Source organism: Nocardioides dokdonensis FR1436 (genome assembly GCF_001653335.1).
In the GTDB taxonomy this organism is placed as follows: domain Bacteria; phylum Actinomycetota; class Actinomycetes; order Propionibacteriales; family Nocardioidaceae; genus Nocardioides; species Nocardioides dokdonensis.
This window is the reverse complement of the sequence record NZ_CP015079.1, coordinates 128,238-142,207: the sequence shown is the minus strand read 5'-3', so window position 1 is coordinate 142,207 and position 13,970 is coordinate 128,238. Positions and strand designations below refer to the sequence as shown.

Below are 13,970 nucleotides of genomic sequence, written 5' to 3'. Positions count from 1 at the left end.
CGTGCCCGTGATTCTCGACAAACTCCTCCGCATCGGTGAGGGGAAGATCCTGCGCCAGCTGGAGGGGATCGCGAAGGCCGTCAACGCCATCGAGGAGGACTTCGTCGCGATGAGCGACGAGGAGCTGCAGGCGATGACCTCCGAGCTGCGCAAGCGGCACGAGGACGGCGAGAGCCTCGACGAGCTGATGCCCGAGGCGTTCGCGACCGCGCGTGAGGCGGCCAAGCGGGTGCTGGGCATGCGGCCCTTCGACGTCCAGGTCATGGGCGGTGCGGCACTGCACCTCGGCAACATCGCCGAGATGAAGACCGGTGAGGGCAAGACCCTGGTCGCGGTGCTGCCGTCCTACCTCAACGCCCTGTCCGGCAAGGGCGTGCACGTCGTCACGGTCAACGACTACCTGGCCAAGTACCAGGCCGAGCAGATGGGCCGCGTGCACCACTTCCTGGGCCTCACGGTCGGGGTCATCACGCCTGAGCTGCGCCCCGACGCGCGCCGCGAGGCGTACAACTGCGACATCACCTACGCCACGAACAACGAGCTCGGCTTCGACTACCTGCGCGACAACATGGCCTCCTCGATCGAGGACTGCGTCCAGCGCGGGCACAACTTCGCCGTGGTCGACGAGGTCGACTCCATCCTCATCGACGAGGCCCGGACCCCGCTGATCATCAGCGGCCCGACCCAGGACGAGGTGAAGTGGTACGGCGAGTTCGCCAAGATCGCGCGCCGCCTGGAGAAGGACGTCGACTACGAGGTCGACGAGAAGAAGCGCACGATCTCGGTGCTCGAGCCCGGCATCACCAAGGTGGAGGACCACCTCGGCATCGAGAACCTCTACGAGTCGGCCAACACCCCGCTCATCTCGTTCCTGAACAACTCCATCAAGGCCAAGGAGCTGTTCCGCAACGACAAGGAGTACGTCGTCATGGACGGCGAGGTGCTCATCGTCGACGAGCACACCGGCCGGATGCTCGCCGGACGTCGCTACAACGACGGCCTGCACCAGGCGATCGAGGCCAAGGAGGGCGTCCAGGTCCGCGAGGAGTACCAGACGCTGGCCAACGTCACCCTGCAGAACTACTTCCGTCTCTACGAGAAGCTCTCGGGCATGACCGGTACGGCCATGACCGAGGCCTCGGAGTTCGACAAGATCTACAAGCTCGGCGTCACCCCGATCCCGACGAACCGCCCGATGGCGCGCATCGACCAGCCCGACCTGGTGTACCGCACCGAGGAGGCGAAGTACGAGGCCGTGGCCGCCGACATCGCGGAGCGGCACGCCAAGGGCCAGCCGGTCCTGGTGGGCACCGTCTCGGTCGAGAAGTCGGAGTACCTGGGTGCGCTGCTGAAGAAGCAGGGCATCCCGCACAAGGTCCTCAACGCCAAGGTGCACGCCGACGAGGCCAAGATCGTCGCGATGGCCGGCCACCGGGGCGCCGTCACGGTCGCCACGAACATGGCCGGTCGCGGTACCGACATCATGCTCGGCGGCGCGGTGGAGTTCCTCGCCGACGACGAGCTGCGTGCGCGCGGCCTCGAGCCGGCCGGCGAGACCGCCGAGGAGTACGAGGCCGCCTGGCCCGAGACCCTCGAGCGTGTCAAGGCGCAGGTCCAGGCCGACCACGACGCGGTCAAGGAGCTCGGCGGCCTCTACGTCGTGGGCACCGAGCGGCACGAGTCGCGCCGCATCGACAACCAGCTGCGTGGCCGGTCGGGTCGCCAGGGAGACCCGGGCGAGTCCCGCTTCTACCTGTCGCTGCAGGACGAGCTGATGCGGCTGTTCAAGTCCGACTGGGTCGACCGGGTGCTCCAGGTCCTCAAGATCCCCGACGACGTCCCGATCGAGAACAAGCGCGTCACCAGCGCCATCGCCAACGCGCAGGGCCAGGTCGAGTCGCAGAACTTCGAGTCGCGCAAGAACGTCCTGAAGTACGACGACGTGATGGACCGCCAGCGCAAGGTGATCTACTCCGAGCGCCGCGAGGTCCTCGAGGGCGCCGACATCGAGGACCAGATCCGCACCTTCATCGACGACGTGGTCGTCGGCTACGTCACCGGCGCGACCCAGGAGCTCCCGGAGGAGTGGGACCTGGAGCAGCTGTGGATCGACCTCGCCCAGATCTACCCGGTCGGTGTCGACCTCGACGCCCTGGTCGAGGAGGTCGGCGGCAAGGCCCAGCTCGACCGCGAGCGGATCATCGCCCGCCTCAAGGCCGACGCCCAGAGCGCCTACGACGCGCGCGTGGCCGAGATGGGCGAGGAGGTCGCCCGCGAGCTCGAGCGCCGCGTCATCCTCTCCGTGCTCGACCGCAAGTGGCGTGAGCACCTCTACGAGATGGACTACCTGCGCGAGGGCATCTACCTGCGTGCCTACTCGCAGCGCGACCCGCTCGTGGAGTACCAGCGCGAGGGCTTCGAGATGTTCGCCACGATGATGGACGGCATCAAGGAGGAGACCGCAGGGTTCCTCTTCAACCTCGAGGTCAGCGTCGACGAGCAGCAGGACGAGGAGGAGCAGCCGGTCCTGGCGGTCGCTCCCGGCCTGCGCGCCCCCGTCATGGGCGGGGAGGCCGGCAAGGACGTCCCGCACATCCACGCCAAGGGCCTCGACGCCCCGGCAGCGCCGCAGAACCTCACCTACTCCGCGCCCGACGAGGTCGGCGAGGCCGAGGTCCGCGCCGACGTCGCCACGGTCGAGGACCCCTACGCCGGGGTCAGCCGCAACGCCAAGTGCCCCTGTGGCTCGGGCAAGAAGTTCAAGCAGTGCCACGGCGCCCCCGAGGGTCCGACCGGCACCACGGCGCGCGCCCAGGGCTGAGGTCCCACGGGCGAGACGTCTCAGGCGAACTGGAGAGCGGTGCACAGCCACCGCTCTCCAGTGCGCGTCCCGGCGCTGCCGGGGCGCCGCTCGAAGCGGGCCGCCAGTGCGCGGGAGCGGTGCCCGTAGGCCACGTGCACGCTCGCCTCGAGGACGTCGCGGCACGGGAAGCAGGTGTGCACGCTCAGCACCTGCGGCCGCACCGGCTGCACCCGGGCCACGCCCGGCTGGTGGCCGCCGGCCCGGGCCACGAGCTGGGCCCGTCGGGTGAGGTCCTCGTGCACGGTGCGGCTGGTCCACCGCACCAGCTGTGAGGAGGGCCGGTCGCCGCCGACCACCTCGACGACCGCCTGGGCGAAGGTGCCGGCCCACTGCTCGCCCTCGCGACGGGCGCGCTGGTCGATGGGCAGCACCTGACCCGGACCGGCGCTCGAGCCCGGACGCGCCCGCGGTGGCCGCGGCGGCGCCGTACGCGGTTGCAGGTCGAGGGCGAGGGTGCCCTGGACCGCGGCGAGCGGCACGGGGTCGAAGCGGGTCGGTGCAGCCATGGTCGAGCTCCTTCGGTCCGGTCTGACAGGTGGGGACGGCCTCACGAGGCCGGGGGTGGGGGCGGCAGCCGCAGCAGCTGGCCGGGCCGGAGCAGGTCGGGATCCGCCCCGACCACCGCACGGTTGGCGCGGTGCACCCGCGGCCAGTACTCCGCGACGGCGGCGTCACACGCGTCGGGGAGACGACGGGCGGCGAGGCCCCAGAGGGTGTCGCCCGGCGCCACGGTGACGGTGCGCGCGCGCCGGGCGCCTCCGGGGGCGCGGTCGGGCAGGGGAAGCCCGACCAGCGGGTCGCCGCCGAGCGTCGCGTTGACGGCGCTGCCCTGCTGCAGCGAGTCGGGGGTCGCCTGGGCCGGGCAGAGGGCCGACACCGCGACACCGGCCAGGGCCAGGCCGCAGGCCCGCAGCACCAGGCTGCGCAGGCCCCAGGGGCACCCGGGCGCCGGTGCGGGTGCGCCCTGGCCGCGCACTGCCTCGAGCACGACCACGCTCGTGACCAGCCAGGCCCAGGCGACGCAGCCGGCCAAGACCGCGGCGCAGCACCGCACCAGCAGGTCGGCGAAGTCGCTGCCGCCGGCGAGCACGCCGGGCACCAGCAGCGCGAGGAGCAGCGCCGCGGCGGCGGTGGCGCCGGTCCAGACGAGCAGGCAACGCCTGCGCGGGGCGGATCCGATGGCGATCATCCCGAGAACCTTCTCGATCGTTGCGTTTGCTTCCGTTTGCATCATTCAACGTTCGGAAGCCTTGATCGTCAACTGCTCCTCCACAGCTGCGGTCGCCGCGTGCCACACTCCCGCCATGGCATGGGAGGAGGAGCTGTTCGCGATCCTCGACGACCTCGAGCAGCAGGCTGAGGCGATGTTCGATGCGGAGCGCTCCCTGGAGCTCACGGACCGCTCCCGTGCGGCGTACGCCGACGTCACCCTCGCGAGCCGTCTGATGGCCGCCACCGGAGCGGAGGTGGTCCTCGACGTCCGGGGGGCTGGGGTGGTCAGCGGCAGGCTGGAGCGCGTCGGGGCAGGGTGGCTGCTGGTGCGTGGTCCGGCCCAGGACTGGGTGGTGCGCACCGCGGCGGTCTCGGTCGCGCGGGACCTCCCGGCACGGTCGGTGCCCGAGGTCGCCTGGCCGCGGGTCGCGCGGCTCGGGGTGTCGTCCGCGCTGCGTCGACTGGCCGACGCCGGCGAGCGGTGTGTGGTGCACCTGGTCGACGGCGCCCGGCACGAGGGGGTGCCGACCCGGGTGGGTGCGGACTTCGTGGAGCTGCGCGCGACGGGGGAGCGGCTCCAGCTGGTCGCCCTGGACGTGCTGGCGGCGGTGCAGAGCCGCGACGCCGGCTAGCTCAGGTCGCCTCGAGGTCGTAGGGCGGCAGCTCGCCCTCGTCGAGGGGCTGGAAGCCGGGGCGGCGCTGCTCGCGCTCGTCCTCGTCGTCGGCGTCCTCCATCGCCTCGATGATGTGCTTGCGCACGATGGTGCGCGGGTCGAGGTCGCGCAGCTCGAGGTCGGCGTACTCGGGACCGAGCTCCTCGCGCAGCTCGTCGCGGGCGTTGTTGGCGAACTTCTTCGCCGTCCTCATCCACTGCCCGGCCTGACGAGCCAGCTCGGGGACCTTCTCGGGCCCGAAGACGAAGATGGCGACGAGCGCGATGACCGCCAGCTCCGCCAGCCCGATTCCGAACACGCCGACAGCCTAGGGGTCGATACCTAGGCCGAGCGCGTCGGCGTCAGTCCGAGCTGCATGCCGGCCAGGCCGCGACCGCGGCCGGCCAGGCGGGTGGCGACGGACGAGAGCACCTGGGCGGCGGGCGCGGTCGGGTCCGAGTCGACGATCGGCTTGCCGGAGTCGCCCCCCTCGCGCAGCGACACGTCGAGCGGGATCTCGCCCAGCACGGGCACGTCGTAGCCGAAGCGGCCCGACAGGGTCGCGGCGACCCGGGCGCCGCCGCCGCTGCCGAAGATCTCGAGGCGGTGCTCGACGCCGTCCTCGGCGCAGTGCGGGCAGGGCAGGAAGCTCATGTTCTCGATGACGCCCACGACGCGCTGGTGCATCATCGACGCCATCGTCCCGGCCCGCTCGGCCACCTCGGCCGCGGCCTCCTGGGGCGTGGTGACCACGACGACCTCGGCGCCCGGCAGGTGCTGGCCCAGGGAGATCGCGACGTCGCCGGTGCCCGGCGGCAGGTCGAGCAGCAGGATGTCGAGGTCGCCCCAGTAGACGTCGGCGAGCATCTGCACGAGGGCGCGGTCGAGCATCGGTCCGCGCCAGGCGACCACCTGGTCGCGGCGCGGCTTGAGCATGCCGATCGAGATGACGGAGACGCCGGAGGGCGTGGGGACCGGCATGATGAGGTCGTCGACCTGGGTCGGTCGCGAGTCGGCCACGCCGAGCATGGCCGGCACCGAGTGGCCGTAGATGTCGGCATCGACGACGCCGACCTTGAACCCCTCCTTGGCCATCGCCAGGGCGAGGTTCACCGTCACCGACGACTTGCCGACACCGCCCTTGCCGCTCGCGATCGCGAAGACCTTGGTCAGCGAGCCGGGCTGGGCGAAGGGGATCTCGCGCTGCGCCTTGCCGCCGTTGAGCGTCTCCTTCAGCCCGGCGCGCTGCTCGTCGTTCATCACCCCGAGCGTGAGGTCGACGTCGGTGACGCCGGGCACCTTGGAGACGGCCGTGGTCACGTCGCGGGTGATGGTCTCCTTCAGCGGGCATCCGGAGACCGTCAGCAGGACGGTCAGCGTGACCACCCCCGCCTCCGAGATCTCGACGGAGCCGACCATGCCGAGGTCGGTGATCGGGCGCTTGATCTCGGGGTCGTTGACTGTCGCGAGTGCGGCCTGGACCTGGTCGAGGGAGGGACTGCTCATGATCCCCGAGTCTAGGTGGTCCGGGGCGGGGAACCGTCCTCGGCGGGGGTGGTGGACGTCTCGTCGCGCTCGTCGAGCTCGGCCAGCAGGGCACGCAGCTCGCTGCGCACGAAGTCCCGGGTGGCCACCTCGCCGACCGACATCCGCAACGAGGCGACCTCGCGGGCGAGGAACTCCATGTCGGCGTGGGCCCGGGTGTTCGCCTGGCGGTCCTGCTCGGCGATCACCTTGTCGCGCTGCTCCTGGCGGTTCTGGGCCAGCAGGATCAGCGGGGCGGCGTACGACGCCTGCAGGCTGAGCATCAGGGTCAGGAAGATGAAGGGGTAGTCGTCGAAGCGGATGCCGTCGGGCGACAGCACGTTGAACAGCAGCCAGAAGGCCACGAACAACGTCATGTAGAGCAGGAAGCTCGCGGTCCCCATGAACCGCGCGAACTGCTCGGCGAACACCCCGAACGTGTCGGCGTCGACGGCGGGGCGCCGGACGAGCTGACGGCGGGTGTCGCGGGGGGTGTCGAGACGGCTGCGCCGCTGCTGCTCAGCCACGGCCCACCTCCGGCTGCCGCTTGCGGGGACGCCGGTCGCGCCATCCCTCGGGGAGCATGTGGTCGAGCAGGTCGTCGACGGTGACCGCGCCGACGAGGTGCCCGTTCTCGTCGACGACCGGGGCGGCGACCAGGTTGTAGGTCGCCAGGTGGGCGGCCACCTCGTCGATGCCGGCCTCGGCCCGCAACGACTCCATGGTGTCGTCGAGCGCCCCGGCCACCAGCGTCGACGGGGGCTCGCGCAGCAGCCGCTGGATGTGCCCGACGCCCAGGAACTTGCCGGTGGGCGTCTCCAGGGGCTGACGGCAGATGTAGACCTGCGAGGCCAGCGCCGGGGTCAGGTCGGGGTTGCGCACGTGGGCGAGGGCGTCCGCGATCGTGGCGTCGGGGCCCAGGATGACCGGCTCGGGGGTCATCATCGCCCCGGCGGTGTCCTCCACGTAGGACAGGAGGCGGCGCACGTCCTCGGCCTCGTCCGGCTCCATGAGCGCCAGCAGGTTGGCGGCGGTCTCGGGTGGCAGCTCGGCGATCAGGTCGGCGGCGTCGTCGGCGGACATCTCCTCGAGCACGTCGGCGGCACGCTCGTCGGCGAGGTGGCTGAGGATCTCCACCTGGTCCTCCTCGGGCATCTCCTCGAGGACGTCGGCGAGCCGCTCGTCGTCGAGCGCCTTGACCACGGCGGTGCGCCGCTCGATCGGGAGGTCGTGCAGCATCGTGGCCGCGTCGGCCGGGCGCATCTCGTTGAGCGCGTGCACCAGGTGGGTGGCGCCCTGGGTCTCCTCGCGGCGGGTCAGCCCGTCGACGTCACGCCACTCGACGACGTGCGTCTGGCCCTTGCGCCGCAGGCCCTTGGCGGGCTCCTGGACCGCGACCCGGCTCAGCACCCAGTCCCGGTTGCGGGCCTGCTCCATGGCGACGTCGTAGACGACACCGACCACCCCCGCGCTGTGGCCGGTGTCGTGGATGGTGACGGTGCGGTCGAGCATCTGGCCGATCACGAGGGTCTCGGTGGAGCGCTGCTCGAAGCGACGCATGTTCAGCAGCCCGGTCGTGTAGACCTGCCCGCTGTCGATGTTGGTCACGCGAGTCATCGGCACGAAGATCCGGCGTCGCCCGAAGACCTCCGCGACCAGCCCGAGCACGCGGGGCTGGCTGACCTCGGAGCGCACCGCGGCCACCAGGTCACGGACCTTGCCCACCTGGTCGCCCCGAGGGTCGAAGATGGGCAGGCCCACCAGGCGTGCGGCGTAGACGCGGGAGGGGCTCGAGCTCACGGGCCCAAACTAGCCTCCGCGGCGCCGGCTCGCCTCGGTGGCACGATGGTGCGGTGCGCGTCGTCCTCCACATCGGTCTGCCGAAGACCGGCACCACCTATCTGCAGGGGCTCCTGGCCGGGCACCGTGACGCGCTGCGCGCCGCAGGCGTGGTCTACCCGTTCGTGCGTGCCGGGGCGATGTTCGAGGGGGCGGTGGAGGTGCGGGGCAGCGAGGCCAAGTTCGGTCTCGACCCCGCCCGCGTGCGGGGCACCTGGCAGGCGGTGTGCGACCGGGCCCGGACCTTCCTCGAGCAGGAGGGCGGCTCGACGGCCGTGCTGAGCCACGAGGTCCTCGCCGGTGCCACCCCGGAGCAGGTACGACGCGCGCTGGCGCCGCTCACGGGCCTCGAGGTGCACGTGGTGGTGACGGCGCGCGACCTGGGTCGCCAGGCCGTCGCGCACTGGCAGGAGCAGGTCAAGCTCGGTGCCACCACGAGCTTCGCGGAGCTCGAGCGCACCGAGCTGCGCGCCGACACGGGCCGCGACGCCGGTCCCGACGCGGGCGGGATGCGGCCGCACTTCTGGCACGCCCAGGACTTCGCCGCCGCCCTGCAGCGCTGGACCGAGCCGCTGCCCGAGGGCCGTGGGCACCTCGTGCTCGCACCTGCTCCGGGGGCACCCCGCGCGCTGCTGTGGGAACGGTTCGCCGCGGCCTGCGGGATCGATCCTGCGATCGTCGACCCGCTGGCCGCCGTGGGTGCCAACCCCTCGCTCGGCGCCGAGCAGGTCGCGCTGCTGCGCGCGGTGAACCGGGAGGTCGAGCAGCTCGCCACCCGCGGGGACGCCGCCGACGTCGCCAGGCGCCTGCGGCTGGTGAAGCGGGAGTACGCCGAGGGCGTGCTCGCCGAGCACGCCGGGGCGCCCCCGCGGGCACCGGCCGCGCTGCGTGAGGTGCTCGAGCCGGCGTCCCGGGCCTGGCTGGACGAGGTGCGCGCAGCGGGTCACGCGGTGCACGGCGAGGCCGACGACCTGGCCCCGGTGCTGGCCGGCCCCGGCGACCCGGCGCCCGACACCGCGCCCCCGGCCGGTGCCGATCCGGCCGCCGTGGCGGCGCGGCTGCTCGCCCCGGAGCGCCGTCGCAGGTGGTTCGCGAAGCGCTGACGTCGGCGGCAGGTCGGGTACTCTCGTCGCCGCACACCGATTCGAGCAGAGCACACCGAGGGGAGAGGCATGGCCAAGCACTACGGCTCCCCCACCGAGGGACCCGGCAGGGGAGCACTGGTCCAAGGCCTGCTCGCCGGTGTCCTCGCCCTGGTCATCGGTGCCGCTGCCGTCCTGCTCGTGACCTCCCAGGGCGGTCGCGAGAGCGCCTCGGTGGCCCTCGGCTCCGACGGACGTCCGTTGCCTCCGGCCAACCAGGCGGGTCCGCGCAGCGTCGTGACCGGGGTGGTCATCCAGCCGGAGGGCTACCTCGGGGAGCCGGGGGAGACCCGCACGCCCCGACCGCAGCGCGTCCACGGCGGCGGGAAGCTCGCGCGTCGCGTCCGCGCGGCCTCCCGCGACGAGGGGGAGTCCAGCCAGGGGCCCACGACCTTCCGGGTCAGCTCCTTCAACGTGCTCGGCGCCAACCACACCAAGGCCGGCGGGCGGCACTCCCGCTTCACCGACGGGGTGACCCGGATGCGCTGGGCGATCCAGATCCTCGCCAACGAGGGCGTCACCGTGGCCGGGCTCCAGGAGCTCCAGGCGCCGCAGTACAACACGCTGCGCTCCTCGGCCCCGGTCTGGCAGGTCTACCCCGGACCGGGCCTGGGCCCCGGGCCGATGGCCAACTCGGTGATCTGGCGCAGCGACGTGTGGACCCGTGTCGAGGCCGCGACCGTGGCGATCCCGTACTTCGGAGGTCGCCGGGTGCCGATGCCCTACGTGCTGCTCCAGCACAACGCGACCGGCCAGCAGGTCTGGTTCGCGAACTTCCACAACCCCGCCGACGCGCACGGTCCGGCGCAGAAGTGGCGCAACGCCGCCGTCGGCATCGAGGCCGCGCTGGCCAACCGGCTGACCGCCACCGGCACGCCGTTGGTGATGACCGGCGACTTCAACGACCGGGCCGAGTTCTTCTGCCCGATCACCCGCAGCAGCAGCCTGCGTGCGGCGAACGGCGGGTCCACGGGCAGCGCCTGCGCCCCGCCCGCGCGGATGAACGTCGACTGGATCCTGGGCTCGCCCGACATCACGTTCTCGTCGTTCGCTGCTCTCGAGACCGAGCTGGTCAACCGCACCACCGACCACCCGGTCATCGTGGCGACGGGGACCATCGGCGGGACGGGCGAGTCGGAGGAGTAGCCGCTCAGCGGTAGAACGTGGACGGGCACCCGTCGCCGGCACAGGTGGCGGCGCTGCGCGTCAGCTTCTTCAGCTCGCTGACCTGCTCGCGGTAGCGGGGATCCCCGGCGAGGTTCTCCAGCTCCCACTCGTCGACCTCGCGGTAGTAGGCCTCGGCACGCCCGGACCTGCCCTGCACGTAGGTCCAGGGCCCCACCACGACACCTCGGTAGAGCCGCTTGCTGCCCCGCTTGACCGGGTAGGCCTCGATCGGCACCACCCGACGGGAGGCGTCACCGGTGATCCAGGGCAGCACGTCGACCCCGTCGACCGAGGAGGTGGGTTCGGCCCCCGCGAGCGCCGCGAACGTCGGCGCCCAGTCGACGTTGGTCACCGGGGTGCTGCTGACCTCGCCCTCGGGCAGGCCGGGGCCGCGCACGTACATCGGCACGCCGACGAGCTCGCTGAAGTACCAGAGCTTGCCCTCGAGGTTGTGCGCCCCCAGCGTGTAGCCGTTGTCGGAGGTCAGCACCACGTAGGTGCGGTCCAGCTGGCCGGTGTCCTCGAGGGTCGCCAGGGTCCGTCCCAGGGCCCGGTCCACCGACTGCAGCGACTCGACGCGCTGCTGGTGCGCCTCGCGCATCTGGGCGCGCCGCTGCTGCGAGATGGTGCGCTGGGTGGAGCGGACGAGCACCTTGTCGCTGACGTCCTCCTCGAACATGTTCGGCGCGTCGCTCAGGTCGAGGTCGGAGAAGGTGTCGACGTCCCGGTCCTCGGGGGTCGTGGTCTTCACCGGGTCGGGGTCGTCGGGGTAGAGCACCGCCGGGTCGTCCGGTGCGTCGGGGCCGCCGTGGTGCGGGGCGACGTAGTTGAGCCACATGTACCAGGGCGTGTCGGCGCGGGCGGGGTCGCTGAGCAGCGCGTCGCTCTGCTCGGAGAGCAGGGTCGTGGAGTAGGTCTCGAACCGCTCCTCGACCCCGTCCATGCTCACCGTCGGGCGCACGAAGTTGTACGTCGTGGGGTCGACCAGACCGCGCCAGCCCGTCCAGCCGGGCGGCACCACGGTGCCGTCGGTGTAGCCGTTGGGGTACTTGCCCAGGAAGAACGTCTCGTAGCCGGCCTCCTGCAGCCAGACCGGGAGGGTGCTGGAGTCGTCGAGGCGGTCCAGGCCGTGACCCGCGTCCTGGGTGGTGTTCCAGGTGCCGTGGTTGTGCGAGTGCTGCCCGGTCAGCAGCGAGCTGCGGGCGGGCACGCAGATCGGGTTGGGGGCCAGGGCGCTGCGCAGGGTGACCCCCTGGTCGACGAACAGCTCCTGCAGCCGCGGCATGTGCACCATGTCGCCCCACGCTGCGTCGTCGAGGGTGATCATCAGCAGGTTCGGCTGCTCGGGGGAGTCGACCGGGGTCGGCGTGGCGCGGCCGCCGGCACCGCGCGGCAGGACCCGGTCGGAGGGGCGCGGATCGCGCACCGAGGTCAGCCCGGGACGGGCGTCGTTGCGGGGCGGCTGGCTCGTGGTCGGGTCCGCCCCCGGGCCGCCGTCCTCCGGCGACCCGCCGCCGGAGGTGCACCCGGCCAGGGTGAGCGCGGCGACCACGGCGGCGGCGCCGAGACGCCGGGGCCGGACCCGCCGGTACCTGGGCGGAGGGGACATGGGTGCACAGCTCCTTGGCGGGTCCTGCGGGGGTGGGGAGGGTCGAGTCTAGGCAGGGACCCGAGGGACCTAGCCCTGCGGTCCGCCCAGCACCGCGAACCGCTGGGTGTTGTTCATCAGGCTGCCCGGGAGCGGCGGCAGGCCCAGCACGGAGAGCGTCAGGTTGGCCACGATCCCGGTGTGGATCGGCGCCGGGGACTCGTAGCCCGCCTGCTGGTTGCCGGGGTCCGACCACTCGGGGTTGAGGTCGTAGAGGTCGGCGCCGGGCACCACGCCGGGTCCCCAGACCATCAGCGGCACCGTGTAGTTGCCGGTGCGGTCGTCGTCGCGAGCGGCGCCGTCGACCCCGCCGTTGGTGCCCGCGACCACCAGCAGCGTGCGACCGGCCAGCTTCCTGGACCCCGAGATGCTGTCGAGGGTGCGTCCCACCATCCGCTCGACCCGGCGCAGCGCCTTGGCGTAGCGCTCGGAGGCGAAGCCCTGCTTGCGCCCCACCTTGTCGAGGCTGGACAGCTCGGCGTAGGTGAACGTGGCCGGACGCCGCTCGAGGCGGGCCCGGAGGTCCTCGACGAGGCGGTAGTCGTTGCCGCCGCGGAAGTACTTGTCGATCTTGTCGGCCCCGTCGTCGAAGCCGTAGGGGTCCCGTCCGCCGTTGGTGGCGTCCCACGAGCGGTCGACCATGTCGAAGCGGTTCCGGTTGGCGGCCAGGTAGGTGCGCCCGCCCTGGTTGTGCACCACGTCGAAGATGCTCGAGACGTAGCGTCCCGCGGTCGTGCGCACGGTCTCGCCACGGTCGTTGTTGTAGGCCACGCCGTGGCCCAGCGCAGCGGCGTCCACCCGCCGTCCGGTCAGCATCGACACCGCGTTGGGCAGCGGCGAGGTCGACTCGAGCGTGGTGCGGGCGTTGAGCGTCGAGGCGCCCTCCTGCGCCAGGCGGCCGAAGGCACCGGAACCGAGGTCGAGGGAGGACGAGCGCAGCCCCTCGACCGCCAGCACCACGACCCGGTCGATGGGGGAGGCCTGGACGGTCGCGTTCGGGATGACGGCGTCGGCGACGATCACGGGGTGGTCGGTGGTCTTCTTCACGAGCGCGTCGCTCAGCGCGGCGTACCCGGTGAAGACGGTGGGGGCGGTGCCGAGCAGCCAGTCCACCCGCATGCCCGGGGGTGGCTCGCAGACGTCGCCGTCCGCGCCGCCGCCGTTGGCGGCCTGGAGCTCGGTGCGCCCGACGGCGGGGCAGAAGAACTCCTCGCGGTCGTTCATGTCGCCGGTGAAGAAGACCGGGACCCCGGGGCTCTGCGCGCGCAGACGGTTGACCAGGGCGCTCTCGCGTCGCACCGCCTCGTCCCGCCACTTCTGGGCCGGTCCCCGGGCGTCGGCCGGGTTGTGGACGTTGAGGAACCAGGCCTGCTGACCGGTCTCGACGTGCTGCAGCAGCACGTACGGCATCCGGATCTCGTTGCCCTTGAAGTAGGGGATCTTGATCGACTCGGTGCGCAGGGCCTGCCACTGCGCGGTGCGCCAGGCGATCGAGTTGTGCATCGGGGCCGCGCCGAGCTGGCTGCCGGGGTAGAGGCCGAAGCGGGCGCTCTCCCACTCGGTGAACTTCTGGAACTGCGCCTGGTGCATCTCCTGGAAGCCGACGACGTCGATGCTCTCGCGGTCGAGGATCTCAATGGCGCGCCGCAGCCTGACCTCGCTCTTGTCGAACCCGCGTCGCGGCTTCGCGCCGTCGGTGTGCCCGGCGCCGAGCAGGTTGAAGGAGCTGACCTGGAAGGTCAGCGGACCTGCCGGCTGCGCCGCCGACCGGGCGGGGGGAGCCTCGGCCGTGCTCGGCAGGGTCGAGGCCGCGCCGAGCAACAGTGCGCTGGAGAGGAGTGCGGTCGTGAGTCGGCGACCGGACCGGGGGGGTGCGATCCTGTGGAGCCTCATGGGTACGACGTCCTGACGTGCTCGCTGGT

Annotated in this window: 12 protein-coding genes; 4 read left to right on the top strand and 8 right to left on the bottom strand. The window is 72.1% G+C overall.

Translation table 11 applies throughout. The annotated features are described in order from the left end of the window. Position 1: 1 nt before the first annotated feature. The gene (gene secA, locus I601_RS00640) at positions 2 to 2,821 is read left to right on the top strand and encodes a preprotein translocase subunit SecA (RefSeq protein WP_068105140.1); all 2,820 of its coding nucleotides are present in this window, start codon (positions 2 to 4) and stop codon (positions 2,819 to 2,821) included. 20 nt (positions 2,822 to 2,841) lie between these two features. Here secA and I601_RS00635 read toward each other — a convergent pair whose 3' ends face one another. Both I601_RS00635 and I601_RS21310 read right to left on the bottom strand, forming a co-directional pair. Then, the gene (locus tag I601_RS00635) at positions 2,842 to 3,369 is read right to left on the bottom strand and encodes an Rv3235 family protein (RefSeq protein ID WP_068105137.1); all 528 of its coding nucleotides are present in this window, start codon (positions 3,367 to 3,369) and stop codon (positions 2,842 to 2,844) included. Between the two features lie 41 nt (positions 3,370 to 3,410). Further along, positions 3,411 to 4,052 carry a LysM peptidoglycan-binding domain-containing protein gene (locus I601_RS21310; RefSeq protein WP_169834645.1) on the bottom strand — a complete coding sequence of 214 codons (642 nt, stop codon included), beginning with the start codon at positions 4,050 to 4,052 and terminating at the stop codon, positions 3,411 to 3,413. Between the two features lie 115 nt (positions 4,053 to 4,167). Between I601_RS21310 and I601_RS00625 the strand changes: the two genes are divergently transcribed. After that, positions 4,168 to 4,707 carry a hypothetical protein gene (locus tag I601_RS00625; RefSeq protein WP_068105134.1) on the top strand — a complete coding sequence of 180 codons (540 nt, stop codon included), beginning with the start codon at positions 4,168 to 4,170 and terminating at the stop codon, positions 4,705 to 4,707. Between the two features lies 1 nt (position 4,708). Here the strand turns inward: I601_RS00625 and I601_RS00620 are convergent, their stop codons facing one another. Genes I601_RS00620 through I601_RS00605 form a run of 4 tightly spaced genes read right to left on the bottom strand, consistent with a single transcriptional unit; the run spans position 4,709 to position 8,052 of the window. Further along, a complete protein-coding gene (locus I601_RS00620; protein WP_068105131.1) occupies positions 4,709 to 5,047 on the bottom strand; it encodes a sec-independent translocase in 339 nt (112 codons plus the stop codon). A gap of 23 nt (positions 5,048 to 5,070) precedes the next feature. Next, complete coding sequence (locus I601_RS00615; RefSeq protein WP_068105128.1) at positions 5,071 to 6,234, bottom strand: Mrp/NBP35 family ATP-binding protein; 1,164 nt, start codon at positions 6,232 to 6,234, stop codon at positions 5,071 to 5,073. Between the two features lie 11 nt (positions 6,235 to 6,245). Continuing rightward, positions 6,246 to 6,779 carry a DUF1003 domain-containing protein gene (locus I601_RS00610; RefSeq protein WP_068105125.1) on the bottom strand — a complete coding sequence of 178 codons (534 nt, stop codon included), beginning with the start codon at positions 6,777 to 6,779 and terminating at the stop codon, positions 6,246 to 6,248. After that, positions 6,772 to 8,052, bottom strand: coding sequence for a magnesium transporter MgtE N-terminal domain-containing protein (locus I601_RS00605; RefSeq protein ID WP_068105122.1), 1,281 nt, complete (start codon positions 8,050 to 8,052; stop codon positions 6,772 to 6,774). Before I601_RS00605 ends, I601_RS00610 begins: the two co-directional genes overlap by 8 nt. Before the next feature lie 53 nt (positions 8,053 to 8,105). Here I601_RS00605 and I601_RS00600 point away from each other — a divergent pair, with 53 nt between their 5' ends. Further along, positions 8,106 to 9,194 carry a hypothetical protein gene (locus tag I601_RS00600; protein ID WP_068105119.1) on the top strand — a complete coding sequence of 363 codons (1,089 nt, stop codon included), beginning with the start codon at positions 8,106 to 8,108 and terminating at the stop codon, positions 9,192 to 9,194. A gap of 69 nt (positions 9,195 to 9,263) precedes the next feature. Next, positions 9,264 to 10,379 (top strand): endonuclease/exonuclease/phosphatase family protein, encoded by a 1,116-nt coding sequence (locus I601_RS00595; protein WP_068105116.1) that lies wholly within the window; start codon positions 9,264 to 9,266, stop codon positions 10,377 to 10,379. Positions 10,380 to 10,383: 4 nt separating this feature from the next. On the opposite strand, the gene I601_RS00590 is transcribed toward I601_RS00595, so the two are convergent. Next, positions 10,384 to 12,009 (bottom strand): sulfatase family protein, encoded by a 1,626-nt coding sequence (locus tag I601_RS00590; RefSeq protein ID WP_068105113.1) that lies wholly within the window; start codon positions 12,007 to 12,009, stop codon positions 10,384 to 10,386. 69 nt (positions 12,010 to 12,078) lie between these two features. After that, the gene (locus I601_RS00585) at positions 12,079 to 13,941 is read right to left on the bottom strand and encodes an alkaline phosphatase family protein (protein WP_157519796.1); all 1,863 of its coding nucleotides are present in this window, start codon (positions 13,939 to 13,941) and stop codon (positions 12,079 to 12,081) included. Positions 13,942 to 13,970 lie beyond the last annotated feature (29 nt).

What these genes read in the sequence shown, in the direction of transcription:
- I601_RS00595 (WP_068105116.1), top strand. Translation starts at nt 9,264, where the DNA reads ATGGCCAAGCACTACGGCTCCCCCACCGAGGGACCCGGCAGGGGAGCA.
- I601_RS21310 (WP_169834645.1), bottom strand. Translation starts at nt 4,052, where the DNA reads ATGATCGCCATCGGATCCGCCCCGCGCAGGCGTTGCCTGCTCGTCTGG.
- I601_RS00590 (WP_068105113.1), bottom strand. Translation starts at nt 12,009, where the DNA reads ATGTCCCCTCCGCCCAGGTACCGGCGGGTCCGGCCCCGGCGTCTCGGC.
- I601_RS00615 (WP_068105128.1), bottom strand. Translation starts at nt 6,234, where the DNA reads ATGAGCAGTCCCTCCCTCGACCAGGTCCAGGCCGCACTCGCGACAGTC.
- I601_RS00585 (WP_157519796.1), bottom strand. Translation starts at nt 13,941, where the DNA reads ATGAGGCTCCACAGGATCGCACCCCCCCGGTCCGGTCGCCGACTCACG.
- I601_RS00625 (WP_068105134.1), top strand. Translation starts at nt 4,168, where the DNA reads ATGGCATGGGAGGAGGAGCTGTTCGCGATCCTCGACGACCTCGAGCAG.
- I601_RS00635 (WP_068105137.1), bottom strand. Translation starts at nt 3,369, where the DNA reads ATGGCTGCACCGACCCGCTTCGACCCCGTGCCGCTCGCCGCGGTCCAG.